Origin of the sequence: Gilliamella sp. wkB292, from assembly GCF_001690235.1 — a bacterium.
GTDB classification, from domain to species: domain Bacteria; phylum Pseudomonadota; class Gammaproteobacteria; order Enterobacterales; family Orbaceae; genus Gilliamella; species Gilliamella apicola_F.
Window position 1 is genome coordinate 18,578 of sequence record NZ_LZGO01000014.1, and the last position, 26,862, is coordinate 45,439.

27 protein-coding genes are annotated in these 26,862 nt (G+C 35.9%); 13 read left to right on the forward strand and 14 right to left on the reverse strand.

The window, feature by feature from the left end; translation table 11 throughout:
• Nucleotides 1–7: 7 nt before the first annotated feature.
• Nucleotides 8–388: a flagellar export chaperone FliS gene (gene fliS, locus A9G09_RS00960; protein ID WP_065633052.1), complete on the reverse strand. Its 381-nt coding sequence runs from the start codon at nt 386–388 to the stop codon at nt 8–10.
• A gap of 9 nt (nt 389–397) precedes the next feature.
• A complete protein-coding gene (gene fliD / locus A9G09_RS00965; RefSeq protein WP_081297422.1) occupies nt 398–1,831 on the reverse strand; it encodes a flagellar filament capping protein FliD in 1,434 nt (477 codons plus the stop codon).
• Nucleotides 1,832–2,146: 315 nt separating this feature from the next.
• On the opposite strand from fliD, the gene A9G09_RS00970 reads away from it, so the two are divergent.
• The 8 genes from A9G09_RS00970 (at nt 2,147) to flgL (ending at nt 9,562) form a co-directional block, all read left to right on the forward strand.
• A complete protein-coding gene (locus tag A9G09_RS00970; RefSeq protein ID WP_065633054.1) occupies nt 2,147–2,959 on the forward strand; it encodes a flagellin in 813 nt (270 codons plus the stop codon).
• Between the two features lie 172 nt (nt 2,960–3,131).
• On the forward strand, nt 3,132–3,848 hold the full coding sequence (locus A9G09_RS00975) for an RNA polymerase sigma factor FliA (RefSeq protein WP_065633055.1): 717 nt from the start codon (nt 3,132–3,134) through the stop codon (nt 3,846–3,848).
• Nucleotides 3,849–4,026: 178 nt separating this feature from the next.
• Nucleotides 4,027–4,347: a flagellar transcriptional regulator FlhD gene (flhD, locus tag A9G09_RS00980; protein WP_141671490.1), complete on the forward strand. Its 321-nt coding sequence runs from the start codon at nt 4,027–4,029 to the stop codon at nt 4,345–4,347.
• Nucleotides 4,348–4,359: 12 nt separating this feature from the next.
• Nucleotides 4,360–4,965, forward strand: a complete 606-nt coding sequence (flhC, locus tag A9G09_RS00985) for a flagellar transcriptional regulator FlhC (protein ID WP_065633057.1) — start codon at nt 4,360–4,362, stop codon at nt 4,963–4,965.
• A 63-nt stretch (nt 4,966–5,028) separates the two neighbouring features.
• On the forward strand, nt 5,029–5,919 hold the full coding sequence (gene motA / locus A9G09_RS00990; protein WP_065633058.1) for a flagellar motor stator protein MotA: 891 nt from the start codon (nt 5,029–5,031) through the stop codon (nt 5,917–5,919).
• Entirely contained in the window at nt 5,916–6,812 is an 897-nt protein-coding gene (motB, locus tag A9G09_RS00995; protein ID WP_065633059.1) for a flagellar motor protein MotB, read from the forward strand. Before motA ends, motB begins: the two co-directional genes overlap by 4 nt.
• Before the next feature lie 143 nt (nt 6,813–6,955).
• Nucleotides 6,956–8,599: a flagellar hook-associated protein FlgK gene (gene flgK / locus A9G09_RS01000; protein ID WP_065633060.1), complete on the forward strand. Its 1,644-nt coding sequence runs from the start codon at nt 6,956–6,958 to the stop codon at nt 8,597–8,599.
• Nucleotides 8,600–8,614: 15 nt separating this feature from the next.
• Nucleotides 8,615–9,562 (forward strand): flagellar hook-associated protein FlgL, encoded by a 948-nt coding sequence (gene flgL / locus A9G09_RS01005; RefSeq protein ID WP_065633061.1) that lies wholly within the window; start codon nt 8,615–8,617, stop codon nt 9,560–9,562.
• Nucleotides 9,563–10,091: 529 nt separating this feature from the next.
• Here the strand turns inward: flgL and flgJ are convergent.
• Genes flgJ through flgB form a run of 9 tightly spaced genes read right to left on the reverse strand, consistent with a single transcriptional unit; the run spans nt 10,092 to nt 17,311 of the window.
• Entirely contained in the window at nt 10,092–11,117 is a 1,026-nt protein-coding gene (gene flgJ, locus A9G09_RS01010; RefSeq protein WP_065633062.1) for a flagellar assembly peptidoglycan hydrolase FlgJ, read from the reverse strand.
• Nucleotides 11,118–11,132: 15 nt separating this feature from the next.
• Nucleotides 11,133–12,242 carry a flagellar basal body P-ring protein FlgI gene (locus A9G09_RS01015; protein ID WP_065633079.1) on the reverse strand — a complete coding sequence of 370 codons (1,110 nt, stop codon included), beginning with the start codon at nt 12,240–12,242 and terminating at the stop codon, nt 11,133–11,135.
• Between the two features lie 11 nt (nt 12,243–12,253).
• Nucleotides 12,254–12,940, reverse strand: a complete 687-nt coding sequence (locus A9G09_RS01020) for a flagellar basal body L-ring protein FlgH (RefSeq protein ID WP_065633063.1) — start codon at nt 12,938–12,940, stop codon at nt 12,254–12,256.
• A gap of 14 nt (nt 12,941–12,954) precedes the next feature.
• Nucleotides 12,955–13,737, reverse strand: a complete 783-nt coding sequence (flgG, locus tag A9G09_RS01025) for a flagellar basal-body rod protein FlgG (RefSeq protein WP_065633064.1) — start codon at nt 13,735–13,737, stop codon at nt 12,955–12,957.
• 20 nt (nt 13,738–13,757) lie between these two features.
• Nucleotides 13,758–14,513, reverse strand: coding sequence for a flagellar basal body rod protein FlgF (locus A9G09_RS01030; protein WP_065633065.1), 756 nt, complete (start codon nt 14,511–14,513; stop codon nt 13,758–13,760).
• Nucleotides 14,514–14,527: 14 nt separating this feature from the next.
• A complete protein-coding gene (gene flgE, locus A9G09_RS01035; RefSeq protein WP_065633066.1) occupies nt 14,528–15,739 on the reverse strand; it encodes a flagellar hook protein FlgE in 1,212 nt (403 codons plus the stop codon).
• 15 nt (nt 15,740–15,754) lie between these two features.
• On the reverse strand, nt 15,755–16,474 hold the full coding sequence (gene flgD, locus A9G09_RS01040) for a flagellar hook assembly protein FlgD (RefSeq protein WP_081297424.1): 720 nt from the start codon (nt 16,472–16,474) through the stop codon (nt 15,755–15,757).
• Nucleotides 16,475–16,487: 13 nt separating this feature from the next.
• Entirely contained in the window at nt 16,488–16,892 is a 405-nt protein-coding gene (flgC, locus tag A9G09_RS01045; RefSeq protein WP_065633067.1) for a flagellar basal body rod protein FlgC, read from the reverse strand.
• 8 nt (nt 16,893–16,900) lie between these two features.
• The gene (gene flgB / locus A9G09_RS01050; protein WP_065633081.1) at nt 16,901–17,311 is read right to left on the reverse strand and encodes a flagellar basal body rod protein FlgB; all 411 of its coding nucleotides are present in this window, start codon (nt 17,309–17,311) and stop codon (nt 16,901–16,903) included.
• Between the two features lie 155 nt (nt 17,312–17,466).
• Between flgB and flgA the strand changes: the two genes are divergently transcribed.
• The 5 genes from flgA (at nt 17,467) to flhA (ending at nt 22,334) form a co-directional block, all read left to right on the forward strand.
• On the forward strand, nt 17,467–18,126 hold the full coding sequence (flgA, locus tag A9G09_RS01055; RefSeq protein ID WP_065633068.1) for a flagellar basal body P-ring formation chaperone FlgA: 660 nt from the start codon (nt 17,467–17,469) through the stop codon (nt 18,124–18,126).
• Nucleotides 18,127–18,208: 82 nt separating this feature from the next.
• Nucleotides 18,209–18,508 carry a flagellar biosynthesis anti-sigma factor FlgM gene (flgM, locus tag A9G09_RS01060; protein WP_065633069.1) on the forward strand — a complete coding sequence of 100 codons (300 nt, stop codon included), beginning with the start codon at nt 18,209–18,211 and terminating at the stop codon, nt 18,506–18,508.
• A gap of 23 nt (nt 18,509–18,531) precedes the next feature.
• Nucleotides 18,532–18,966: a flagella synthesis protein FlgN gene (locus A9G09_RS01065; RefSeq protein ID WP_065633070.1), complete on the forward strand. Its 435-nt coding sequence runs from the start codon at nt 18,532–18,534 to the stop codon at nt 18,964–18,966.
• Nucleotides 18,967–19,098: 132 nt separating this feature from the next.
• The gene (flhB, locus tag A9G09_RS01070) at nt 19,099–20,229 is read left to right on the forward strand and encodes a flagellar biosynthesis protein FlhB (RefSeq protein ID WP_065633071.1); all 1,131 of its coding nucleotides are present in this window, start codon (nt 19,099–19,101) and stop codon (nt 20,227–20,229) included.
• A 17-nt stretch (nt 20,230–20,246) separates the two neighbouring features.
• Nucleotides 20,247–22,334, forward strand: a complete 2,088-nt coding sequence (gene flhA / locus A9G09_RS01075; RefSeq protein WP_065633072.1) for a flagellar biosynthesis protein FlhA — start codon at nt 20,247–20,249, stop codon at nt 22,332–22,334.
• 117 nt (nt 22,335–22,451) lie between these two features.
• Here flhA and A9G09_RS01080 read toward each other — a convergent pair whose 3' ends face one another.
• The 3 genes from A9G09_RS01080 to A9G09_RS01090 form a co-directional block, all read right to left on the reverse strand.
• A complete protein-coding gene (locus A9G09_RS01080) occupies nt 22,452–23,834 on the reverse strand; it encodes an NCS1 family transporter (protein ID WP_065633073.1) in 1,383 nt (460 codons plus the stop codon).
• A gap of 46 nt (nt 23,835–23,880) precedes the next feature.
• The gene (allB, locus tag A9G09_RS01085; protein ID WP_065633074.1) at nt 23,881–25,248 is read right to left on the reverse strand and encodes an allantoinase AllB; all 1,368 of its coding nucleotides are present in this window, start codon (nt 25,246–25,248) and stop codon (nt 23,881–23,883) included.
• A gap of 664 nt (nt 25,249–25,912) precedes the next feature.
• The gene (locus A9G09_RS01090) at nt 25,913–26,824 is read right to left on the reverse strand and encodes a ribokinase (RefSeq protein ID WP_065633075.1); all 912 of its coding nucleotides are present in this window, start codon (nt 26,822–26,824) and stop codon (nt 25,913–25,915) included.
• Nucleotides 26,825–26,862 lie beyond the last annotated feature (38 nt).

The following is a 26,862-nucleotide window of genomic DNA, read 5'->3' on the forward strand; positions in this document are numbered from 1 at the left end:
TTCCTTTTTATCTGGCAATCTCGCGCCAAGACTCTGCAATATTATCAAGTAAATCAAAGCAAGTTTGTAATTTTTGCCTATCATTATGCAAATTTGCTAGCACCAATTGTTGGGTCATATAGTGATATAAGCGATCTAGATTTTCAGCAATTTCGCCGCCCTGTTCTAGATCTAAACAACTTTTCAAGCCATTATCAATGATATTAATGGCTTTTGAAATTGCTGCGCCTTTACCGGCAATATTGCCTCGTTCAATGTGTAGACTGGCCAAGCGAATAGCGTTAAGTGCACCATCAAACAGTAATACAATCAATTGATGTGGGGACGCCTGACTAACTTGAGTTTCTAAATTCACTTGCTGATAAGCATCAGAACCAACTTTATACATCGGGTATTCCTATTTTTTTAAATTGGCCATCATGTCAAATTGAGTAGATAAATAGTTACTCATGCTATCTAACGAGCTGATTAAAACATCCAACTTAGTAAATTGTACTCGATAGCGTTCAACAGTTTGTTCAATTGAGTTATTCACTTGTTCATAACGCTTATCTAATGATTTTAATGTCGAATTTAAGCCATTCGTTGCAGAATCAATCATACCGTCATTATCAATAAATCCACTAATCTTAGCGAAAACCTCATTAGCAATACCGCTATTTTGACCATCACCAATAAACAACTCAGCAACAGCTTCACTATTTTCACTCAGCACTTTTTGTAATTGAGTTTGGTTGATAGTTAATGAACCATTATTATCCATATTGACACCAATTTGTGCTAAAACCGAAAATTCCCCAGACTGCCCTTTTGCAAAAATTGAACGAATACTTTGATCGATATTACGTAAAGTAGAATCACCAATGAGCGGTCCATTATTACTATCTAACTCTTCGGAATTGGCCTCTTTTGCGGTAAATTTAGTCAAGCTCGATATGGTTGATTGTAATTGATTAAATGCCTCAACCCACTGTTTAATGGCTTCTTCGGCTTTTTCGTTATCAGCCGTTATAGTTAAATTTTCGCTAGTTGTAGTCGTTGCCTTTAAGGTGATATCGATGCCAGCAACCACATCTTTAACGGTATTTGAAGCGCTGGTAATGGCAATACCATTAAAAGTAAACTTAGCATCTTGCGCTTGGCAAACTTCAGTCATATTAGCATTATCTTTTTGATTATAGTCAAAGCCAATTATGTTATTTAACTGCTCATCATCTGACGAAATGGACGTAATAGTATGTTGTTCCCCAGTCTCTTTAGCGGTGATCACTAACTGATAACTCCCTGTTCCTGAACGAACAACGGCTGCATTCATCGTCGATTCACTCGTGCTACCATCAGCATTAGTTACTTTGGCGTGATTAATTGCATTAGCAATTGACTCAAGCGAAGTTTCGTCTTTAGATAACTCAATATAGAGTTCACTACCATTAGCTTGCTTAATGGTCACTGTGCGGCTTTCACTATCACTCCCTAAGCCCATATTTTTATCATTAATTGACGTTGTTGCAACGCTATGCGAAGTCGCTAATTGCTCAACGCTTACAGCATAATTACCTGATTGTGCCTGACTATTTACTTTAGCTGTAAAATAACTATCATTGCCAGTTGCTATTTTGCTTTGAAATAAATCTTTTTTCTGCAATTTTTCGGTGGCTGAATTAAATGCCGTCAACGCACTTTTTAACTTACCAAATCCACTAATTTTGGCATTAACCGCTTTTTGTTGTGATTTAATTGGAGTCAAACGTGTTTTTTCAACAGACTCTAATTGATTTAAAACTTCATTAAGATCGATTCCTGAACCGATACCTAACACACTCATTGCCATTATCTGATCAACCTATAACAATTATTCGATAAGTTTTATATCGGCTAACTTACTAAAAAGTTTAATCAGGTTTGAAATTTTATCGAGACATAATAAAAACGGTGCGATTTTATAAAACATAAAAAATAATTTAATTAAATGATTTATATCAATTTACCTAACAAAAATCGCCATTAAAACTGAGTAAAATCAACCATAATGTAGAAAAAAATTAAAGTTTCTTTTTTTACTACCGATACATTATCTGTCAGCAAGAATATTGAATTAATAATCAGTATAACGTTGATTTTACTAATAATATTAAAGGAGATAAAAATGGCACAAGTAATTAATACTAATACGATGTCTTTAATGGCAAAAAATAACCTTAACAATTCACAAAGTGTGCTTGGCACAGCTATTGAACGTCTTTCATCTGGTATGCGTATTAATAGCGCTAAAGATGACGCAGCAGGTCAAGCTATCGCTAACCGTTTTTCTTCAAACATTAAAGGTTTAACTCAAGCAGCGCGTAATGCAAATGATGGTATCTCACTTGCGCAAACAACTGAAGGTGCATTAAACGAAATTAATAACAACGTACAACGTATTCGTGAATTAACAGTTCAAGCAGCAAACGGCACTAACTCACAAAGCGATTTAGAGTCAATCCAAAACGAAATCGATCAACGTTTAGAAGAGATCGACCGTGTATCTAAACAAACTGATTTCAATGGTTCTAAAGTATTGTCAGCAGATAAATCACTAAAAATCCAAGTTGGCGCAAATGACGGCGAAACCATTGAAATCAATTTGAAAAAAATTGATAGCACAGAATTAGGTCTAGCTGCTTTCAATGTATCAGACACACCAACAGCAGATCCATTAAAAACGCTTGATGCAGCATTATCAAAAATTGATGCATTACGTGGTGAGCTAGGTGCGGTACAAAACCGTTTTGAATCAACTGTTAACAACATCAATAACACAGTAAATAACTTAAGTTCTGCACGTAGCCGAATTGAAGATGCTGATTATGCAACCGAAGTATCAAATATGACGCGTGGTCAAATTTTACAACAAGCAGGTACATCTGTATTAGCACAAGCTAACCAAGTACCACAATCAGTACTATCTTTATTACAATAAGTTTTTTATCTAAAATTTTCTGGTTACTCTAATTTTGAACTTAGCAATAACGGTTTAATTTCCGTTATTGCTAATAATGCCAAATACCTATTATTTACTACGCTATTCTCGCCATCAAATTAACCGATTATCACCATAATACCATTAGGCATTTTTTACATTGGTTCATAAAATGAATGATAACCTTTATAACTCACAAGGTGTAATGAATGAAATTGATTGGCAAAAATATATTCATTTGGTTCGTAATGAAGCACTAAAATTAGCAGTTCGCTTACCCACAACAGTAGAGCTTGATGATTTATTACAAGTTGGTTATATCGGTTTATTAGACACAATAAAACGTTATGATGCATCACAAGGTAATACTTTTACAACCTTTGCCATTCCGCGAATCAAAGGCGCCATGTTAGATGAGTTACGTAGTCGAGATTGGCTACCTAGACAAACACGCAAAAAAATTAAAGATGTCACTCAGGCAATTCACCAACTTGAACAGCAATTAGGTGTTGCACCTACTGATCAGCAAATTGCCAATTACTTACAACTGTCTCTAAGCGAATATCGCAAAATATTGTTAGATTCCAATTATAGCCAACTATATTCTTACGACGAAATACAAAAAAAGCTCGGTGATAGTCTAGATGTGATGATTGATTATCAAGATGATAACACACCATTTTCCAACATCATTAACGATGAAATTCGTAATATCATTATTGAGCAAATAGAAAAACTGCCAGAAAAAGAAAAAATGGTATTGGCGCTTTACTATCAAGAAGAGCTCAATTTAAAAGAGATTGGCAAAATTATGGATATTAGTGAATCACGAGTCAGCCAATTACACAGCCAAGCAATAAAAAGAATACAAAGTAAAATTAGCTTATAAAAAAGAGTTAAATAAAATTTAATTAATCGAAAATAAATTGAAATTATTTTTTTATTGATTTTTTTCGTTTAAAAATGTAATTTTAAGCATAAAAAAATATTTCTAATAAAAATTTATTTATTTCGCACTTTTTAATGCGAACTTTACTGGATAGGGATTGGTGATTAAATTGGGTAATATATTAGATGACGATATTCTTAAATGCATACATCATTTGAATCTTTCAACATTACTACTAAGTCAACGCATGCTTGAAAAAGATAAAGTAATGGCGATGTATCGACTAGGCATTGATGAAGAAACAGCTGACATGCTTAGTAATCTAAGTGCTTCTCAAATGTTAGTGTTGTCTGAAACCAACCAATTAACATTTAAATTACGTTTTGAAAATTCAGAAATGATGAAAAAACTAACGGAAGAATCTCGCGTGAGTGACATTAAACAGATGCACACGGGAATTCTTTTATCTAGTTTACTATTAGATTCAATCAATAAGTAATAGGAAATTAGGATGAGATGCACAAGTATTATTCAAAAATATAAGGAAGTTCAACTAGCTATCCGACTAATTTCGCTAGGCGCTAGGATTCAGATGCTGGAAAGCGAAACCAATTTAAGTCGTGGTAAATTAATCAAATTATATAAAGAGATCCAAGGTTGTCCACCGCCTAAAGGATTATTACCCTTTTCAACCACCTGGTTTATGACATGGGAACCCAATATTCACTCTAGTATTTTTTATAATGCTTATCACTTTTTGGTTAAACATGGTACTAAACCTGGCATTCAATCGATTCTAAAAGCCTACCAACTGTACTTAGAGCAATGTCCCTCGTCTTATAATGAAGAACCGGTTTTAGGACTTACCAGAGCTTGGATCTTAGTCAAATTTGTTGAAAGCAATGTAATGCAACAATCATGCTGCAAAGCGTGTAAAGGGCGATTTATTACCCATGCTTATCAACCGCATAATAGTTTTATTTGTAGTTTATGCCAGCCACCATCAAGGGCAGAAAAAAATAACAAAACACAGAAAGAAAACCATGCAAAATGCTTACAAGTATTATCAATACCTAATGGTTTTAATTCGATTATTGCAAAACAAATGACTGCTTAAATCAACATTATAAAAAATAAGCATATTTAATCACGATCAGTTTATGGAGAAAAAGGAAAGCCAATGCTCATCATTGTAGGATATATCGTTGTTATCGCTTCTGCCCTAGTTGGGTATGTACTTAGTGGAGGGTATTTAGCCGTACTTTTTCAACCGTTAGAATTTCTAATTATCGGCGGAACGGCTATCGGCGCGTTTATTGTCAGTAATGAAAAAAAAATCATTCTCGCTACCCTTAAATCGTTAGGTCAATTATTTAAGACATCAAAATATAACAAAACATTGTACTTAACCCTGATTAATTTAATGTACACTATTTTAACTAAAGTTCGCCAAAATGGGGGATTATCTATCGAGGCTGATATTGATAACCCCAAAGAAAGTGAACTATTTAAAGCTTATCCACTTATTTTAGCTAATCCTCAAATCTGTGATTTTATAACGGACTATTTACGATTAATGATTAGTGGCAACATGGAAGTGTACGAAATTGAAGCATTAATGAATGAAGAAATTGAAACCAAGTTACATGAATTAGAAAAACCTGTCGATGCCATTTCAAGTGTAGGCGATGGCTTACCCGCATTTGGTATCGTTGCAGCCGTTATGGGGGTTATTAATACATTAGCACAAGCTGACAGGCCGGCGAGCGAGTTAGGAGAATTAATTGCTCACGCGATGGTAGGAACGTTTTTAGGTATATTGCTCGCCTATGGTTTTGTTTCGCCTTTAGCTGCACTTTTAAGACAAAAGAACGCTGACAGTGTAAAAATCTTGGAATGTATCAAAGTGATATTAATTGCAAGTATGCATGACTATGCCCCCCAAATTTGTATTGAATTTGGACGTAAAACCATATTTTCTCATGAAAGACCTTCTTTCTTTGAATTAGAAAAATACCTACAAGAAATCAAAGAAAAAAATACTCAGCAAACAGAAAACAGTGAACAATGAAAAACAACTCAGTAAAAATAATTATCTCTAAAAAAAAATCAGGGCATAGTGGTGGGCATCATGGTGGTTCTTGGAAAATCGCCTATGCCGACTTTATGACCGCTATGATGGCACTATTTTTAGTCATGTGGTTAATTGCTAAAGCTAGCCCTCAAGAATTACAAGGCATTGCTGAATATTTTAGAACCCCTTTAATACTGGGACAAAATGGCGGAAAAAACCTCAGTGATAGTGAAAGTCCAATACCTGGCGGTGGTGATGATTTTCATAAAAAAATAGGGGAAGAAAACAATACCACCTTGCAACAAGACCTTACTGATTCTGAGAAAAAACAGGTCGAAAAATTACAGTTAATAGAAACCGCACGCAAAATTAATGAAGTTTTTGAACTCGATCCACGACTTAAAAAATTAGCGGCAAATTTAATTATAGAATTGACTGAAATGGGGTTACGAATCCAAATTTTGGCCAGCGATGATAAGCCTATGTTTGATGTCGGCAGTGCTGTCATTCACCCTAACATGCAAGAAATTTTAAATGCATTAGCACCAATCATTAATTCACTACCTAACAAAATTACGTTATCAGGCCACACCGATGAACGCCAGTATATTACAGGTGATCGAGGTTACAGTAACTGGGAGTTATCCGCTGACAGAGCAAATTCATCAAGAAGAGAACTGATTGCCGGTGGCTTAGATTCAAACAAAATTATTCGTATTATTGGATTGGCTGATACCGTAAGCTTAAATAAACCAAATTACAGTAATGATGCCAATCGTCGTATCAGTATTTTAATCTTAAATAAATCAGCACAACAATATATTGAAGATGAAAATAATATGACTGGCATTGATTTTTTAAAACAATCACAAAAAATTCAATCCGAGTAATGCAGCATAAAAAGTTTTACCAAAAATCAGCGGTGTTTAATTTTGCAAAAAATAATTAAAGTTTTTAGCAATTAATCCGATATAGACAATATTCGTTTAGTTAATTATTGCGTGACTAACTAACACTATATTTGGGAGTTTTTATGTCAAATTCATTGATGAATACTGGTATTAGTGGATTAAATGCAGCACAAAATATGCTTAATGTTATAAGCAATAATATCAGTAATGCGCATACTACGGGTTATAATCGTCAACAACAAATTTTAAGCCAAGCAAATAGTACTAAATATGGTTTTGGTTTTGTTGGTAATGGTGTGTGCGTCAGTGCTGTTAATCGAGCCTTTAATGGATTTGTTGTTGGACAATTACGCCAAGCACAGTCACAAAATGGTTCAATAAAAGCGTATTACAATGAATTATCTAAAGTGGATAATTTATTAGCTGAAAATGAAAATAGTATTGCATCACAACTCAATAATTTATTTTCTAGCTTAAATAAACTTTCATCAAATGCCGCTGACGCTGCAACTAAGCAAACGGTGATTAGCGATCTCACTTCACTAGTAAATCAATTTAATAAAACCGAATTAAATTTAAAAAATCAAATTGCCAATATTAATACTGAACTAAGCAATAACGTTAATCAAATCAACGCTTATACCAAACAAATTGCAGAACTAAATCAAAAAATTTCAAAACTACAGACTGTGGGTGAAGCAGACCAACCTAATGCGCTGCTTGATGAGCGCGATCAGCTAGTCAATGAATTAAGTGAAATTATCGGCATCACTGTCACCGAACAAAATGGTCAATATAATATTTCGCTTAGTAATGGTTTAAATTTAGTACAAGGTGCATCAGTTAATCAACTATCAGTACAACCTTCAACAGATGACCCTTCTTTAAATACAATTATTTACACTCATCCTTCTGGTGCGACTCAAGAACTCACAAGTCAACATATCACATCAGGCCGATTAAATGGATTATTAACTTCTCGTGATGGACCACTCCTAGAAGCACGTAATCAATTAGGTTTAATTGCATTAAATTTGGCTGAAAGATTTAATCAAGTCCATATGTCAGGTGTTGATATCAATGGTAATGCTGGCGAAAAGTTATTTGATTACAACGCACCTAGCAGTATCGCCAATATTAAAAATCAGGGAAATGCCGCGGTAACCATTGATTATCAATCAGTTAAGGATGTTAAAGCGTCTGATTATAAAATCGAATTTAATGGTAGTGATTGGATAGTAACGCGATTATCTGACAATCAGCAAATCACGCCTCAAGTTGAGAATGGTACATTAAACTTTGATGGTTTATCAATAAAAATCACAGGTACACCAGTTAATGGCGATTCGTTTATGCTTAAACCAGTTGCTAATATTGCTTCATCATTACAATTGTTGGTAAAAGATGTTAATCAACTTGCTACTGGGCTTGCCGATGATGAAAACGGTGCTGGTGACAATCGTAATGTGGCAAAATTTTTAGAGATACAAAATGAAAAATTAATTAATGGCACCAAAACATTAAACAGCGCTTACAACACCTTAGTAAGTTATATTGGCAGTGAAACGCATACTGCCAAAATTTCTCTGCAATCCAACCAAAATATTACAGATCAGATTTATGAACAAAATCAATCTATATCAGGGGTTAATATTGAAGAAGAGTATATTTCGATGCAGGTTTATATGCAGTATTATCAAGCGAACGCAAAAGTAATTGATGCTGCAACAACTCTATTCGATACTATCTTAGGTTTGGCTAATTGATAAAAGGGTTTAATAATGCGAATTAGTACTAATTCAATGTATCAAAAAAATTTAAATAGTATTTTAAATACTAACAATAAATGGCAAAAATCTGGATTACATTTAGCCACAGGTAAGAAAATTTTATCACCGTCTGATGATCCGATGGGGGCATCACAAGCACTGATACTTAAACAAGCACAATCGAAGAACGATCAATTCCAAGCAGCACGCGAAAGTGTTGATAAATCATTAAGCCGACAAGATACCATCTTAAAAGAAGTTAATACCGTCATTCAAACCATTCAAGAAACGTTAGTTTATGCCGGAAACGAAACGTTAAATGACGAAAACCGCCAAGATCTTGCCAATAAATTACAAGGTTTAAAAGATCAACTTATATCATTAGCCAATGCTAAAGATACCAATGGTAATTATTTATTTGCCGGTAACAAAAACGACACGCCACCATTTGTTGTCGACGAATCAGGTAAAGTCAATTATGTGGGTGGAACATCACAAATTAACGTTTTGATTGATGACACGCGCGAAGTTTCACTCAGTTTTACTGGTGCACAAACCTTTATGAGTGGCGCCAATCCAAACCAACCTGATGCGCCAAGCGATATCTTTGCCAGCCTGGATTATGCGCTTGATGCATTAAATATGAAGTTAGATGATAACGATGAAGATGCCATTGAGCAATTTCGAGCAGGATTAACTCAAGCGAGTTTAGGGATTGATAATGCTTTTGATAACATATCAACATTAAGAGCGGCTGGCGGAACAGTATTAGCAGAAGTAGAAAGATTATCCGCTTTAGGTGACAGCTTAGATATTGAATTTGAAACCCAAATCAGTCAAATTGAAGATGTCGACTGGTATGAAGCAATTTCAGATTATGTAATGTTACAGGCAAATTTACAAGCTGCACAATATACTTTTATGAATATGCAAAGTATGTCTTTATTTCAAATGAAGTAATTAACTATTTTTAATAGTTGTACTTTTGTTGCAACCATCTTCAGTAAGACATATTTAAAAAATTAAAGGCGGGTTTACCCGCCTTTTTGATTATAGCAACGCGCGTCAATAACTAAGGTGCGCTTAGTTAAAAGCAATTTGTTTAAAACCACTTATCGATATCGATGGTATTGTTGCGGCAATTTGCTCAATACGACTAATAATTTGAATTAGTTTATCATGATGATACTTGTTGCAACCATCATCAGTAAGACATCTCTAAAAATTAAAGGCGGGTTTACCCGCCTTTTTGATGATAGCAACTCGCGTCAATAACCAAAGTGCGCTTAGTTAAAAGCAATTTGTTTAAAACCACTTGTGTATATCGATGGTATTGTTGCGGCAATTTGCTCAATACGACCAATAATTTGAATTAGTTTATTGCGATGATACTTGTTGCAACTATCATCAGTAAGACATCTCTAAAAATTAAAGGCGGGTTTACCCGCCTTTTTGATTATAGCAACGCGCGTCAATAACCAAAGTGTGCTTAGTTAAAAGCGATTTGTTTAAAACCACTCGTGGATATTGATGGTATTGTTGCGGCAATTTGCTCAATACGACCAATAATTTGAATTAGTTTATCACTATAGTTTGGATCGGTGGCATAATTTGCCGCTTGTAATGCTTTAGCAGCGGATCGAGCATCAGGCGCATTAACCACAGCACGATAACGAGGGCTTTTAGTTAATAAATTGAGATAATCAGTCAATGCATGTTGTTTACTGTTATAAACTTTGAATTCATCCTGAATTTTTATCATCCGATTATTCACAAATTCTTGAGTGGTTAAGCGCGTTGAACTACCTTTCCAAGCAGGCGTCGCTTTAATCCCAAAATAATTGTGGCTAGTGGCATTATCTTCTGTTTTAATTTCCTTTTGTCCCCAGCCTGTTTCTAATGCTGCTTGTGCAATTATAACTTCATAAGGAATACCAGAAACCCCCGATGCTTGCTTAGCGGGTTTAAGCCACTGTTGCACGAAGGTTGTAACATGATCAGCATCAAGATCTTGACGCGAAGTGTTAAAAGCTAACTCATTTGACTTAAGTTGTGATGCATTGTCTGTCTTATGTTGATGATAGAGCATTTGCCCCAATGCTTGAGGTGAAAGATGCGAAGTATTTTCAGAAAATAAAGATTGAGCCAATTTTAAATTAGGTTGTTTATTATTGCTATTAGACTGCATGTTAATCTTGGCTGAATCAGACGAAGACTTGGCTAATTGTTGAGTTAGCATATTGGCTAATCCCAATCCTTTACCTGCGGATTGTTGTGCTATTTGCTGATCAAACATCGAGGTAAACAGTTGAGTGGCTGCACTGGTAAATAAGCCACCCTCTGGTACTGCTTTACGCATTGATTGCATCATCATATTAATAAAAAGTGTTTCAAATTGTTCGGCAACTTGCTTGATACTATCATTTGCTCCCGTTGTCACATTTCGTTTTAAATGATGCAAACTCGATAAATCATAAGCAAAACGATTAAAAGACTGACCTATTTTATTATTCATCTTCAATTTTCAAACTTAAATTGTTTCTAATGCTGCATGCAAACAGCCTGCGGTTTTTAATGCTTCCAGTATTGACATCAATTCGGTCGGGGTCGCGCCTAATACATTTAGCGAATTAATCACATGTTTCAAATCTGTACCTGAAGCGAGATTATGTAGTGCCCCACCATCTTGCGTTATACTGACTTGATCATCAGGGATAACTGCAGTTGCACCGCCTGCTAAAGGTGTGTTGGGTTGACTAACTTTTAGTTTATTGTTGACCACGACAGACAAGTTACCATGTGCTACTGCACAATTATCTAATTTTACTTTTTGATTCATCACCACAACACCGGTTCGCGTATTTATCACCACTTTAGCTGAAATTGGCGTCACACCAATTTCCAAATTTTGAATTTGTGATAAAAATTTTACCCTTGCTTGACTGTCTTTGGGCATAGATAGGCTAACAGTAGTCCCATCTAAAGCGACCGCTGTATTTTTTTGTAACTTATTAATCGCATCAGCAATTTTCAACGCTTGGGTAAAATCAAAATGGTTTAGATGCAAATACATTGTATTTTGTTCATCTAATCGCGTTGCCAATTCGCGTTCAATTGTCGCACCATTAGGAATGGTTGCGCCTGACATTTGATTAATACTCACACTGCTATTTTTACTGTTTGCGCCCATGCCGCCAACAAATAGATTTCCCTGTGCAATGGCATAGACTTGATTATCTGCCCCTTTTAAAGGCGTCATAATCAATGTTCCACCTCGTAAGCTTTTAGCATTACCCAGTGAGGACACCACCACATCAATTTGCTGTCCTACTCGGGCGTAAGAAGGTAATTTTGCTGTTACCATCACCGCAGCCACATTTTTTAGTTGCATGTTGCTGCCCGATGGCACTGTAATACCGAGCTGAGAAAGCATATTCGTGATACTTTGAATAGTAAATGGGGTTTGCGATGTTTGGTCTCCTGTTCCATCAAGCCCCACAACCAAACCATAACCCACTAGAGCATTTTCTCTGACACCTTGAATAGAGACTAAATCACGTATACGCTCAGCATGACTCAGTGGCATACCTACGATCATTGTCAAACTAAAACAGAGAATAAAACGCAAATTTTTTAGCATAACAATACTCATTAAAATGGAGAAAAATTAAAAAATAGACGCTGCAACCAACCCATGGTTTGGGCCTCGTCAATATAACCATTACCGACATATTCAATACGCGCATCAGCAACTTGCGTTGAAATAACCGTATTATTGCCACTAATAGTTCTTGGATTAACCACACCTGAAAATCGAATAAACTCGGTGCCTTGATTGATAGCTATTTGTTTTTCACCAATGACTTTTAAATTACCATTGATCATGACATCTTGAACCGTCACTGTAATAGTGCCGCTAAAGGTGTTTTTTGCATTCGCCCCGCCAGACCCTTTAAAATCATTTGCACCAGAAATATCAGTATCAACTTTGCCTCGTCCAATTAGGCCATCAAGAAATTGCGGCACAGCTTTGACACTTAAATCGGTTGAACCGTTTCGCCCCGCATTGATTGATGAACTTTTACTGGCGCTTACATTTTCTTGTAACACAATAGTTAACACATCACCAATGTTACGAGGACGACGATCTTCAAACATCGGTTGATAACCAAAACTAGTGGGTTGTGAAGACTGATAAATCGAACCGGTTGAATTACCTATTACAGGCAGCATTGGTTCAATGCTTGTTTCGCCCTCAACTAAAGGTTTTTTAGGTAACTGGGCACAACCCAACAAAAGAAATACGGTTAAAATACCAAGATATCGCATTATGTTCATCGCATGATTACTGTTTAGAGTTGATTTAATCGTTGTAGCATTTGGTCTGAGGCCGAAATAGCTTTACTATTAATTTCATAAGCACGTTGCACTTGAATCATGTTAACTAATTCTTCAGCAACGTTGACATTCGATGTTTCTATATAACCTTGATATAACAAACCTGCGCCATTTAACCCTGGTGTGTTTTCAGTTGGTGCACCAGAACTTTCGGTTTCGAGGTAAAGGTTTTCACCAACACTTTCAAGCCCGGTATCATTAATAAAAGTGTGTAATGTTAACTGCCCGACTTGCACTTGTGTTGATTGATTAGCTAACGTGACATTGACAACGCCATCACGGCCTACGGTCATTTTAATTGCGTTTGATGGAATATTGATTGTTGGCTGAATTTCATAACCGGCCGCGGTCACTAGCTGTCCATTTTGATTGACTTGAAAAGCACCACTGCGCGTATAAGCTTGCGTGCCATCGGGCATTAAAACTTGAAAGAAACCCTGCCCATTAATAGCAATATCACTGCTATTGTCAGTTAATTCTAAATTACCTTGACTATGAATACGTTCAGTTGCAACCGGTCTTACTCCTGTACCAATTTGTAATCCAGAAGGTAAGGTGGTTTGCTCTGAAGATTGTGCACCTGGCTGGCGAATAGTTTGATAAAGCAAATCTTCAAAAACAGCCCGTTGCCGTTTGAATCCACCGGTACTAACGTTAGCCAAATTATTAGAAATAATATCCATATTCATTTGCTGGGCAGTTAATCCTGTTTTGGCTATCCATAATGATTTAATCATGGTTGTTTTTCCTATTCCATTTAAGTTAATGATAAAATTTGATTGGCTTTTTGTGCATTTTCGTCAGCCGTCATAATCTCTTTCATCTGCATTTCAAACTGACGCGAGTGGCTAATTAAATTAACCATAGCAGTAACTGGATTAACATTACTGCCCTCTAAAACACCTGACATTAATTTGGTATTAGGGTCATCTTGCATAACTGCGCCTCGGGTATCGCGTGTCGCTTGTGTTAATTGGAACAAGCCATTATCACCCCGTACAATTTCATTACGTTCAAGTTGTACTTTTTTTATTTTACCCACTTGTGCAATTGTCGTTGGCTTATCACCAGCCCCCAAAGCTGATAAGGTTCCATCAGAACTAATAGTAACTTGTGAACCTTGGGGCACAGTTAATACATCATTATCACCAAGTAATGGATAACCTTGTACTTTAAGCGTGCCATTTTCATCAATCTCGATAGCGCCATTACGCGTGTACGCTTCACTACCATCGGGTAGTTGCACGGCCAACCAATGATCTTTTGCCAATGCAACATCTAAATCACGTCCGGTATAATTAAATGTCCCCATTTGCGAATCAAAGGTTGGTGTTGTCGCGGTAACCATAGTCCTTGTTGGTCTATCATTGCCAATGATAGGCACAGCTTTCATGGCTGTTAGCTGTGCTCGAAATCCTACTGTCGATACATTAGCAAGATTATTGGCGGTAATAGACTGCTGATGCAGTGTCTGACTCGCTGCTGACATAGCAGTATAAATAACGCGATCCATAAATAACCTTTATATTAACGAAGATTCACTAGTGTATTTAAGATCTGATCTTGAGTCTTAATTGTTTGTGAATTAGATTGGTAGTTACGTTGAGCAACAATCATATTGACCAATTCTTGGCTCATATCAACATTTGATGACTCAACTGCGCCACTGGTTAATGCACCTAAAGTCCCCGAATTTGCAACACCCAGCACTTCAGCACCAGAATTAATGGTTGAGCGCCAGTTATTGTTACCGGCTGATTCCAATCCATTGACATTGGCAAAATCAGCCATCGCAATTTGGCCAAGCAACATCGTTTGTTGATTAGAATAGATACCATAAATCGAACCATCATCACTAATACTGTAACCGACTAAATCACCCGGTGCATAACCATCAACCACAGGCGTTTTGATGCTGCCCAATTCTTTACCCATATTTTGTTGTGAGCTATTGGCTAATGATAAAGTAAAGGTATTATCAGCAGATCCGTTAAGCCCTTTAATATTAATCGTCATTTCAGGATTGCTAATGAGTTTTCCGGATGAATCAAACTCCATTTGCCCAATTTTTTGTAAATTACTGCTCGGATCACTACCATCGATATAATGCACATCCCATTGATTGTCGGCAGTTTTGACATAAAAAAGCTGAACATTACGTTGATTACCCAATGAATCATAAGTAGTAATAGTTGTGGAATAATTGAACGTATCAGCATCAAGCGCATTGACAGGTTGTTTTTCAGGTATTTTGCTGTTTGAATTTAAATTGGTTTGTAACGATGCTTTGGTTGTAGCCGAAGCATTTAACATTTCTTGTGAAATTTTAAGTGGGCCTGGTGCACTACCTTGTTGTACTTTAGGCGGTGTACCTGTAGCCAGATAACCTGTTAATTGCAAACCATCAGCAGAAATAATATTACGCTCAGCATCTAATTGAAATTGACCATTACGGGTATAGTAAACTTGACCACTACTATCCACTAAACGAAAAAAACCATTGCCCGAAATAGCAACATCTAAACTATTATTGGTTGAAGTGGCGGTGCCATCATTAAAGTTTTGCATCACAGCCGCCACTTTTACGCCCATACCAACTTTTGAGCCAGCATAAATATCGGCAAATGAAATACTTGCACTTTTAAAGCCTACCGTTGCAGAGTTAGCAATATTATTACCAATAACATCTAACTGTTTTGATGCGGCATTCATTCCGCTAATTGCTTGAGAAAATCCCATATAAACTTTATCTCCCTAAAGAATTTGACGAACTTCGTCAATACTAATTGAACCAAGTATGCCTAAATCAAGTAAGACTTTATTATTCACTTGACTATTTATAACGCCATAAACGACAGAATAAGATAGTGATGTTGACGATACACTTTGCCCATCGCTTGTTGCCTTAACTGTAAATGTATAACTGCCATCCGGTGCAGTTGTTCCATCATTAAGTTCACCATCCCAAGTAAAAGAGCTCACCCCAGCTGAAATCGAACCTAAATCAACTTCACGCACCACATTACCATTTTCATCTTTAATGGTGATAACAACAGAATCTGCATCACGTGCTAATTCAAAACCAAATGGTGTGGTAATGGTTTCGCGCTCACCACCGCTTTCATCTTGTTCTGAGGTAGCAACCAAAATTTTATTACCTGGCACCATTACACCTTTACCAATCAGGTTACTGGCATTTACAGAAAGACTGTCGTCAATTTGACCAGATACTACCCCTAATGTTGTGTTTAACCTTTCAATGCCAGCTAAAGTATTAATTTGAGCTAGCTGCGAAGTTAATTGGCTGTTATCCATTGGATTAGTTGGATCTTGATTCTTCATTTGAGCAATAAGCAGCGTTAAGAAGTTATCTTGCAACTCTTTACTTGAATTTGCTTCCGCTGCACTTTTTTGCATGGATTGTGGGCTTTTTATTGTTGATGATTCCGAAACAGGTACGTTAGACACCCCCATAAATGACTCCTTACTATTGTCCTAAGGTCAGTGTTTTTAACATTAAACTTTTTACCGTATTTATGACTTCTACATTTGCTTGATAACTACGGGAAGCCGAAATCGTATTAACCATTTCACCGACAATATCGACATTAGGTTTTTGAATGTAACCTTGCTCATCAGCCAGTGGATGATGGGGTTCGTAAACTAAATTCATCGGAGTAGGATCATCAATAACTTGGGTAACTTTTACACCAGCAATGTGATTTTGATAGCCCTGATGATCAACACTAAACACCACCTGTTTAGCGCGATAAGCTTGACCTGAAGTACTTGTCACACTGTCAGCATTAGCAAGGTTACTGGCACTGACATTCATCCGCTGCGTTTGCGCCATTAAGGCTGAAGCTGAAATTGAAAAAATAGAGAAACTCATATCTGTTGTTATCCTTGCTGTAATACTGACATTACATTCTTAAATTGTTCACCCAAAAAGGTTAAATTGCTTTGATAATGAATCGTGTTGTCGATAAATTCCGTGCGCTCTTGATCCATTTCAACAGTATTCCCATCAGCCGAAGCTTGATAAGCAATACGATAAAGAAGATTGGTATTCGTTGTTATAGGTGATTGAATTGCAATATGATTTTTGTTAGTCACTTGCAGTTTTACGCCATTAATATTATTTTGATTATTCAGTGCTTTGTTTAATTCAGCATTAAAATCAATATCTCTAGCCTGATAATGCGGCGTATCACTGTTAGCAATATTTGCAGCTAAAATCTGTTGACGTGTTTCACGTATATTTAATGCTTGTTGATGAAAATTCACAAATGTATCTAATTTATTCAGCATAAAAATCATCTCACCTTTATTGATGTTTTGAATTTTAAGTGAATCAAAAAAAAATCATCGTACAAATAACACCAAAAATTGTCCTTATTTCAACATTCAAACCATTTACACATACAGTAAAATTTGGCCATAAATAATTTTAAAAACAAATAACTATGACATTTTTTATTAGATTGATATTTTGCATTTTTATACTATTAGGCTGGAAAACATCGTTTGCTGATGTACTTGATAATCAGATCCATCATTTTATTTCGGAACAATTGCAAGATAAAAAAATCGATCATATTGGGATTCGCTATCTAGCTGCTCAACCTGATTTAAACTGTCGAAAACCAACATTAAAATTACTGAGTAAAAACAAACTATGGGGCAACCTTACCCTGAGTGCAAAATGTAAAAATCAAACCAAATATATCCAACTATATGTGGATGTGGTTGGCAGTTATATTGTTGCCAATCAAGCAATAAATGCCGATACAAAAATTACAGAACAGCACATAACAGAGCAATCAGGTCAATTAGACAAACTCCCTGCCACAATCATTTTAGATAAAAGCCAAATTATTAACCATATTGCAATACGGCATATCGATCCACAAGAACCCATAAAAACTTCAATGCTTAAAAGACACTGGCAGGTTAAGGCCGGACAACAGGTAAAAGTGATCATCAATGGAGATGGTTACTTAGTGGCAACTAAAGGTAAAACGTTGGCTAATGGTGCTTCGGGTGATTATATTCACGTTAAACTCAATACTGGCACGATTGTTGAAGGTATTGTCAGTGAGCAAGGTATAACAATTAATCAATAAATAAAATTAATGATTTTCAAATTTTTGCCGATAATAACATTAAACAAATCATTTAAATTTGAACTTCAATTAAAGGTATGACATGAGTATAGATGCAACTAAATTGGTGACAACAATATCGGGACTACTCAGCCGTGAGGTAATCAATGAACAACAAAAAAATCCAAAGGCATCTGTACCAGAAAAACATCATTCAACTACCTGTGCTGACTTAAGATTAAGTCAACATGTTATGGCGCAATTGCAGTGCAGTGAGAACGATATTGATATCGAAAAAATAAAGACAATAAAGCAGGCAATTAGCAACGGTAGTTTAGTGATTAATCCAAGTAAAATTGCAGATGCGTTGATTCAACAAACTATTGAAGATATTAAAAGCTAATTCAAAACTGAAGGGAAATAAAAATGTTAGAATTAGACAACATTCTAGATAACGTCATCATTATGTTGCAAACATTATCCGACGTTCTTAACAATGAACAGCAAATATTGATTGAAAATAGTGCTATCAATCAACTCAATGAAGTTATTAACCAAAAAAATCAACTACTCATTGAGTTAAAATTACTCGATGAAAAGCGCATAAAATTTAGCAAACAGCATAATATCCAATCACCTTATAGTGAAAAAGCGAAGCTTGCTGATAAATGGCAATTTATTGTTAATACTACACAACAATTAGCGCTGATTAATCGCGAAAATGGCATGATTATTCAAAAACGTATGAACTTAACACAACAGTCAATTGATTATCTAAAAAGCATTAATAATCCGGTTGTTTATACTAATCACGGTTATCAACAGACCGAAATTATTTCATCAAAACGCGCCAAAGTTTAGTGATAAAAGGTATTATGTGTTAGTAAACGCGATAAATACCCCGTAATTTAGGGTCTTTTCTAGCCAATAACTTTTTCGAGTTGAGTTCATACTGTCACTATTCTTATCCCCTAAATTTTATTTAAGCTTAATATGGCTGACGACAGTGATTTAGATAAAAGCGAACAACCCACAGATAGTAAAATCAAAAAAGCTAAAGAAAAGGGTCAGATTCCGCGATCGCGTGAACTAACTTCGTTAATCATATTACTGGTAGGTATTACGCTATTTGCGATGATCGGTGCCAATTTAGTTGGCAATTTAATCGTTATTATCAAAACAGCAATGAAAGTGTCTAATCATGTTTTGGATGATAAACTAATCATTTTTAATTTGGTTAATTTATTCACAGCCGGTTTTTGGTCTATTTTGCCGATTTTTTTAGGTTTAGTGATTGTAGCTATCCTAGCGCCGCTTTGTATTGGTGGTTTACTATTTAGTTTGCAATCAATTAAACCTAATTTTAAAAAACTCAATCCAATTGCCGGATTCGGTCGATTATTTAGTACGAAAATTTTTTCTGAATTACTCAAATCTATCCTTAAAGTAGTGTTAATTTCTGCTGCATGCGCACTTTTTTTATTACACCAATTTTCTACTATACTCGCATTGCCCAACATGTATTTGAGCAATGCGTTAGCAAAAGCCGCACAATTAATTATGATTTGTGGGTTATTTGCCGTTATATCTTTAATTCCAATGGTGGGGTTTGATATTTTTTATCAAATATGGAGCAATTTAAAAAAATTGCGCATGTCGAAACAAGAAATTAAAGATGAGTTTAAAGAGCAAGAGGGCAATCCGCAAATCAAAGGGCGCATTCGTCAAGTGCAACAAGCGATGGCAAGGCGCCGAATGATGAACGATGTGAGTAAAGCAAATGTTATTATCACCAATCCAACCCATTATGCTGTGGCTTTACAATATGATGAAAAAACCATGGCAGCCCCTAAATTACTCGCCAAAGGCACCGATAACACGGCTTTACGGATTAAAGAAATCGCCAGTGAACATGATATTCCACAATTAGAAGCACCACCACTTGCTCGCGCGTTATATCGTCACGGTGAAATTGGTCAAACCATTCCGACTGAACTTTATACCGCTGTAGCGCAAATTTTAGCTTGGGTGTATCAATTAAAACATTGGCGTAAACATGGCGGCAACAAGCCAGCAAAACCCAATAACTTACCTATACCCGATTTTTTATCTGAAAATAAATAAAGGCAATCACTATTTTTATGATTAAATCCAAATTACTCAATATATTATCAATAAATGCATTAAAAACTGGTCATTATCAAATATTAGCCGGTCCATTACTGATTTTATTAATACTATCGATGATGGTATTACCCTTACCGGCATTTGTATTAGATCTGTTTTTTACCTTTAACATTGCTTTGTCGATTATTATTTTAATTGTTGCGTTATTTACTAAGCGAGTACTTGATTTTGCCGCCTTTCCAACTGTTTTACTTTTTGCCACCTTATTGCGATTATCGTTGAATGTTGCGTCAACTCGCGTTGTATTATTAAAAGGTCATACAGGCAGTGCCGCCGCAGGGCGAGTTATTGAGGCCTTTGGCCATTTCTTGGTTGGTGGCAATTTTGCTATCGGTATTGTGGTGTTTATTATTTTGGTGATTATTAACTTTATGGTTATCACCAAAGGGGCTGGGCGTATAGCCGAAGTAGGTGCACGTTTTGCACTAGACGGTATGCCCGGTAAACAAATGGCAATTGATGCTGATCTTAATGCTGGATTAATTGGTGAAGACGAAGCCAAAGCGCGCCGAGCCGAAGTCACGCAAGAAGCCGATTTTTATGGTTCGATGGATGGTGCCAGTAAATTTGTCCGTGGTGATGCCATTGCCGGCTTATTAATCATGGCTATCACCATTATTGGTGGTTTAATGGTAGGTATTATGCAACATGACATGACACTTGCTGATGCTAGTAAAACTTATGTCTTACTAACCATTGGTGATGGTTTAGTCGCTCAAATTCCCTCACTGATTATTTCAACCGCCGCAGGCGTGATTGTAACTAGAGTTAGCTCACAAGAAAATATTAGTGAGCAGATGCTCAACCAGTTATTTAAAAATCCACAAGTATTAATTTTAACAGCGGCTGTGATAGGGCTACTTGGTTTGATTCCTGGTATGCCAAATTTAGTGTTTTTATTGTTTACCGGTCTATTATTGGCTATTGCTTGGTGGTTAGCTAAATATAAAAAAAGTGAGGTTAAACAACAAACCAAACAAGTCAATGTCGATGCCACTACACCAAGTAATATTGAAGCGTCTTGGTCGGATGTCAATATTGAAGATACTTTAGCGATGGAAGTCGGATATGGACTGATTCCAATGGTTGATCAAGCACAAAATGGCGAATTACTTGGTCGAATACGCAGTTTACGTAAAAAATTTGCACAAACTTTTGGATTTTTACCGCCTCAAGTACATATTCGTGACAATTTGTCCTTAGCCCCTTACCAATACAAATTATTTATAAAAGGTGGCGAAATTGGGCAAGGTGAAATTATGAATAATAAATGGTTGGCAATCAATCCAGGTAAAGTGGTAGAAACCATTGATGGTATTGCAACAACCGAGCCGGCTTTTGGTTTACAAGCAATATGGATAGATGAAAGCAATAAAGAAAATGCACAAATATTAGGTTATACCGTTGTCGATACCAGTACCATGATTGCCACACATTTTAACCACTTACTACAACAATTTGCGAGCGAATTATTAGGTAGATTAGAGACACAAGAACTACTTGACCGTTTGAAACAAGAGGTACCTAAGTTAGTTGAAGATTTTATTCCTGAGGTTGTAACGTTAACAACCTTTCATAAAATACTACAAAATTTAATAGCGGAAAAAGTTTCGATTCGTGATATGCGCACTATTATTGAAACTATTTGTGAAAACGCGCCAAATCAAAATGATGTTTATCAATTATTGAGTATAGTCAGGATTGCTTTAGGTAGAGTCATCACACAACAATGGTTTGCAGGTAACAATCCAATCGAGGTGATTGGCTTAGATATCAACTTAGAACGTTTATTACTGCAAGCCATGCAAAATACTAGCCATGTTGAACCAGGGCTTGCTGAGCAGATCATTGAACAACTTAAACAAGCACTTCACCAACAAGAAGCAATCGGTGCACCACCAGTATTATTAGTTAACCATTCACTAAGGCTGATGCTATCACAGTTTTTGCGACCTAATTTTCCACAATTGGCGGTATTATCTAATCTTGAAATTACTGATAATCGAGAAATTAAGGTGACATGCCAAATTGGCAATAGCTAATGGAACATAACACAAATAAGCATTAAAATTAGTATGACTCGCTCAAGTCGCTAACGAATAACTGAGTTAATAAAGATGATCATTATCAGTAATGATCATCATTCAATTTCACTTAATTTACTTTTTTTCAAAAATAGTACCTTTTCTAAACGGTGATTGTTTAAAGGCATATTTTGTTAATAGAATATAACTTAATCCACCAACAAAAAAGCCAATTAGCCACGATAAACTTACTTCACAAAACGCCGCAGCCGAGCCAATAAACATTGCTAAAATAGCAGCTTTATTAAAACCTGCAAATTGACCATTTTTATTATAGAGTTCATTAATATCGACTTGTTGGCGCCTTAATAGATAATACTCTACAAGTAAAATTGCCACAATTGGTCCTAAAAACGCAGAATAGATCAAAATAAACAGACCTAAGCCTTTGGCTGATGAGTCTTGAACTAAAATCCAAGGAAAAGAAGCAATGGCGAGTAACCCCGTAATCGTTACCGCTGATTTATATTTGACTTTAGTTAATAAACTAATCACATATGCCGGTGGAATAATATTTGCCACCATGTTAACCGCAATCGCCCCAAGTACAATAAATGACGATACCGCAACAGTGATATACGAATTATCCACAACAATAGCAAATGCTTTAACAGGATTACTATTCCCTGTAACCGAAGCTAACATAGCACCAATTGTGATAACAAATCCATAGGCAATGGTGATAGGTACAAAATATAACAGTCCGCGTTTACCGTTACTAATACCTGATTTGAGTTCGCGTGAATAATCCGCCGCACTCAAAAATATTGCAGCATAATTACCTAAAAACATCATAATAAAACCAAAAAATGGTAATCCCCAAGTTCCTTCAGTATTAATCCATTTTTCAATAATGACAGTTTGATGATTGCGAAGTAACAAAATAAAGGCATAGACAAGTGCGGATAGAATAACTAATGATATTAATATCTCAACCCATTTAATCGCATGAAAGCCATACAGTGATAACGCAATTTGTATAAATTGTAAAACCACAAAACAGATAAAGACATTATCAAAACTCTCATTGGATAGAATTTTGATAATTTCGTTGAGTGCCGTGCCACCAATCCAACTTTGAAAACCATACCAGACAATACCAGGAATACCACGGAGCAGCGAAGAGATTATCGAACCTTTTATACCAAATGACATCCTAAGTTGCACCACATAAGGAATACCGGTCCGGTAACCTAAGCGATCATTAAGTACAAAAATACTGGTAATAATTAAAATAGCTATCAAAGCCGCCATAAAAGTTTGCACAATATTCATAGTAGCAATACCGGCAACAACTAAACTGGCGCCTAAGGTCATATTGCCAAGATTCACACCATCACCAATCCACATAAAAGCATATGCCAATGGATTGACCGTACGCTGTTGTGGTGTTTTCGGTAATAGTGATTTATCAATATTTAATTGGTTATTAGATAATTGAGGGCTATTATTATTCATTACCTATTCCTTTCGTACTTAACTTTTTAACGCCGCTATATTCAAACTAACGACGAATAAATGATCCTTTTGGTGTCGATTCAATACCCGTAGTCAAATTGTAAACTGTTTCACCGCGTAATAACGTACGTACTACTTGTGCGTTAATTTGTCGTCCAACATAAGGACTAAATTTGTTACGATATTCAAGATCTTCTGCTCTCATCACATAACTTGATTGCGGTTTGATAAAGATAATATCCGCATCTTTGCCAATCTGAATTGAACCTTTAGTTGGTAAGTTATAACGCTCAGCAGGATTTTTAGCGATGATATCGGCAAACTGTTTTAATGACATACCACGTTTTTGCACCGCTTCATCGAAGAAAATATCGACATTATTTTGTACACCCGAAATTCCACCCCATGCATCAAATGCATTAGTTTTATTTTTCATTTCATAAGTACAAGGAGAATGGTCAGATACGGCGGTAATAATGTGACCAGAAAATAGATATTTCCATAATCCATCTTGGGCCTGTTTATCACGAATAGGGGGTGAACATTTTGCTAAAGGTCCAATTGCATCAAGTTCATCAGTGGTAAAATAGAGATAATGGATACAGGTTTCACAAGTGACATCAACCCCTTCTTGGCGCGCTTTTATCACCTCTTCAACACCTTCGGGGCACGCCACATGACAAATATGAATACGGCAACCCGTTTGTTTAGCAAAAAAGATTGCTCGGCGAATTGCTTCTACTTCTGTAAAAATAGGGCGGGTTGCCACATACTGTGAAACGCGTGTTTCACCTCGTTCTTTAGCTTGCTTGCCTAACATGTCGGTAATGGCGGCGTTTTCAGCATGTATAGCCAGTAATTTACCGGTTTTAGCAATTTGACGCATGCCCTCCCAAAGTGCATAGTCATTAACGTTTGCAAAATCGCCCTCTAAAGTAGGATCGCCACACGTTGCCATAAAGCATTTAAATGCGGTTACCCCCTCTTTAACTTGTTCTTCAATGCCACCATTAGTGAGGTTATAAGGGACTAATCCCCCAAATGAGGCGACATCAACATAGAGTTTGCCTTCGCCGGCAGCGTATTTTTGTCGAAGTGTATCACCACAAGTGGTTGCTGGCAGTTGGTTAAGTGGCATTTCAACAAAGGTTGTCACGCCACCTTTAGCACAAGCTTTAGTGCCAGTGACATAACCCTCCCACTCACAACGAATACCGCCAGGTTCGCTTATATGTACATGTACATCAACCATACCCGGACTAACAATTAAACCTTGAGCATCAATAACTTCATGTGCACCATTTAGATCTGGAGCAATGGCTGCAATTTTGCCATTTTTAATGGCAATATCAGTACGGACTTCACCTGATTCAAGAATAACAATACCATTTTTAATAATTCGATCATACTGCATAATAATTTTCCAAAAATGATTAGTAAAAAATATACTTGTAATAACGCTTATTCTTCATCTTATTCATTATTACCGTTCATTACTACATTTTTGTGCAAAAAACATACCAAGCCAAAAACCACGTATCATTGCTACTTATTTGATCTTTACGCACCAAAATGATCCACTTTATAATTATTGCAGACTGCTTCTAAACATTATGGTGCATTAGGTTAAGCAACACCAAAACGTATGACACAGCATTTATCAAATAATTCTGCTGTTGAAAGATTATTTGCTTGAATCTAGGTGGTTTGCGCTGTGATATCAAAGATAATAATACTTAGCAGCGCATCAATTGTAGTGATATTAGTAACAGCACTATCGAATTAAATTAGGACAACTACCATTAATCATCTATGCTGTAGTGGCAGATAAGGCTTGGATATAGCCTTAATTACGATGGTAATAACGCAAAAATATATAATTTTCAATAAGCAATAACCCAACTAAAATAAACATTTTACCTAGCAGGCAACAATGAACTTTATCTTATCGATCAAAGAAATTTAGAAAACCATATAGTTTTATTGATTTTCAAAATCGATTTCATCTTAATAATTAAATTGTAAACATATGCTATTTTCGATGATCTTTTCCAATAAAACCCCACAGTATTAACTTACTATTTCAATACATGTTGAACTTCAGACAACATCGGGAACGAACTTTGCCCACCATATTTTTGAATAGAATAAGTACTAATTGCAGCTGCAAACGGAATAGCTTCATTCATTGGCATATTTTGGATTATGCTCCAAGCTATTCCTCCAATAAAAGAGTCACCAGCACCAGTAGTATCAATTACTTGTGGGCAAAATACTGCTGGGTGATGTGTAACATTATTTGCATCAGCAAATACCGCTCCGTTTTCACCTAAAGTAATAATAACAGTACCTGATGGGTTATTTTTAAACAACTCTTCAGCGCACATTTGAGCATCATTGATATCTTCAACATATTTATTGGCCATAAATGTAGCCTCGGTTTCATTAATAATTAGATAATCAATTTGCTTTAATATTGCGGCTGGAATTGATCTAGCTGGAGCATTATTAACAATAATTTTACAACTATAAAATTTAGCTCGACTAATTGCATATTCAACAACTTCTGTAGGTATTTCTGATTGAAAAATTACTAATGGGGAATTTTCGAAAAATGTATCTTTAATATCTTCTTTGGTTAATAAATAATTGGCACCTTTAATGATGGTACTACAATAATCCCCGGATTCTAAAATTTGCACTACACCTATGCCGGAATTAGAACCTCTACGATATATATTATCGGTAGATATATTATTATTTTTAAGTGATTTTAATAGTTCATCACCATATATATCATTACCAATACAGCCAATAAATTTTACTTTCAGTCCTAACTTTGCACACTGGACGGCCTGATTAGCTCCTTTGCCACCAGGCATCATTAATAATTCATTACCAATAAAAGTCTCACCAATATAAGGTAATCTATCTTGTTGAATTAAAATATCATAATTTAAACTTCCGATGACAACTACATCATATTTCATGGTAACTCCTTATTTAAACCGTTGTTACTTAGACGGTA

What these genes read in the sequence shown, in the direction of transcription:
- fliS (WP_065633052.1), bottom strand. Translation starts at nt 388, where the DNA reads ATGTATAAAGTTGGTTCTGATGCTTATCAGCAAGTGAATTTAGAAACT.
- fliD (WP_081297422.1), bottom strand. Translation starts at nt 1,831, where the DNA reads ATGGCAATGAGTGTGTTAGGTATCGGTTCAGGAATCGATCTTAATGAA.
- A9G09_RS00970 (WP_065633054.1), top strand. Translation starts at nt 2,147, where the DNA reads ATGGCACAAGTAATTAATACTAATACGATGTCTTTAATGGCAAAAAAT.
- A9G09_RS00975 (WP_065633055.1), top strand. Translation starts at nt 3,132, where the DNA reads ATGAATGATAACCTTTATAACTCACAAGGTGTAATGAATGAAATTGAT.
- flhC (WP_065633057.1), top strand. Translation starts at nt 4,360, where the DNA reads ATGAGATGCACAAGTATTATTCAAAAATATAAGGAAGTTCAACTAGCT.
- motA (WP_065633058.1), top strand. Translation starts at nt 5,029, where the DNA reads ATGCTCATCATTGTAGGATATATCGTTGTTATCGCTTCTGCCCTAGTT.
- motB (WP_065633059.1), top strand. Translation starts at nt 5,916, where the DNA reads ATGAAAAACAACTCAGTAAAAATAATTATCTCTAAAAAAAAATCAGGG.
- flgK (WP_065633060.1), top strand. Translation starts at nt 6,956, where the DNA reads ATGTCAAATTCATTGATGAATACTGGTATTAGTGGATTAAATGCAGCA.
- flgL (WP_065633061.1), top strand. Translation starts at nt 8,615, where the DNA reads ATGCGAATTAGTACTAATTCAATGTATCAAAAAAATTTAAATAGTATT.
- flgJ (WP_065633062.1), bottom strand. Translation starts at nt 11,117, where the DNA reads ATGAATAATAAAATAGGTCAGTCTTTTAATCGTTTTGCTTATGATTTA.
- A9G09_RS01015 (WP_065633079.1), bottom strand. Translation starts at nt 12,242, where the DNA reads ATGCTAAAAAATTTGCGTTTTATTCTCTGTTTTAGTTTGACAATGATC.
- A9G09_RS01020 (WP_065633063.1), bottom strand. Translation starts at nt 12,940, where the DNA reads ATGAACATAATGCGATATCTTGGTATTTTAACCGTATTTCTTTTGTTG.
- flgG (WP_065633064.1), bottom strand. Translation starts at nt 13,737, where the DNA reads ATGATTAAATCATTATGGATAGCCAAAACAGGATTAACTGCCCAGCAA.
- A9G09_RS01030 (WP_065633065.1), bottom strand. Translation starts at nt 14,513, where the DNA reads ATGGATCGCGTTATTTATACTGCTATGTCAGCAGCGAGTCAGACACTG.
- flgE (WP_065633066.1), bottom strand. Translation starts at nt 15,739, where the DNA reads ATGGGATTTTCTCAAGCAATTAGCGGAATGAATGCCGCATCAAAACAG.
- flgD (WP_081297424.1), bottom strand. Translation starts at nt 16,474, where the DNA reads ATGGGGGTGTCTAACGTACCTGTTTCGGAATCATCAACAATAAAAAGC.
- flgC (WP_065633067.1), bottom strand. Translation starts at nt 16,892, where the DNA reads ATGAGTTTCTCTATTTTTTCAATTTCAGCTTCAGCCTTAATGGCGCAA.
- flgB (WP_065633081.1), bottom strand. Translation starts at nt 17,311, where the DNA reads ATGCTGAATAAATTAGATACATTTGTGAATTTTCATCAACAAGCATTA.
- flgA (WP_065633068.1), top strand. Translation starts at nt 17,467, where the DNA reads ATGACATTTTTTATTAGATTGATATTTTGCATTTTTATACTATTAGGC.
- flgM (WP_065633069.1), top strand. Translation starts at nt 18,209, where the DNA reads ATGAGTATAGATGCAACTAAATTGGTGACAACAATATCGGGACTACTC.
- A9G09_RS01065 (WP_065633070.1), top strand. Translation starts at nt 18,532, where the DNA reads ATGTTAGAATTAGACAACATTCTAGATAACGTCATCATTATGTTGCAA.
- flhB (WP_065633071.1), top strand. Translation starts at nt 19,099, where the DNA reads ATGGCTGACGACAGTGATTTAGATAAAAGCGAACAACCCACAGATAGT.
- flhA (WP_065633072.1), top strand. Translation starts at nt 20,247, where the DNA reads ATGATTAAATCCAAATTACTCAATATATTATCAATAAATGCATTAAAA.
- A9G09_RS01080 (WP_065633073.1), bottom strand. Translation starts at nt 23,834, where the DNA reads ATGAATAATAATAGCCCTCAATTATCTAATAACCAATTAAATATTGAT.
- allB (WP_065633074.1), bottom strand. Translation starts at nt 25,248, where the DNA reads ATGCAGTATGATCGAATTATTAAAAATGGTATTGTTATTCTTGAATCA.
- A9G09_RS01090 (WP_065633075.1), bottom strand. Translation starts at nt 26,824, where the DNA reads ATGAAATATGATGTAGTTGTCATCGGAAGTTTAAATTATGATATTTTA.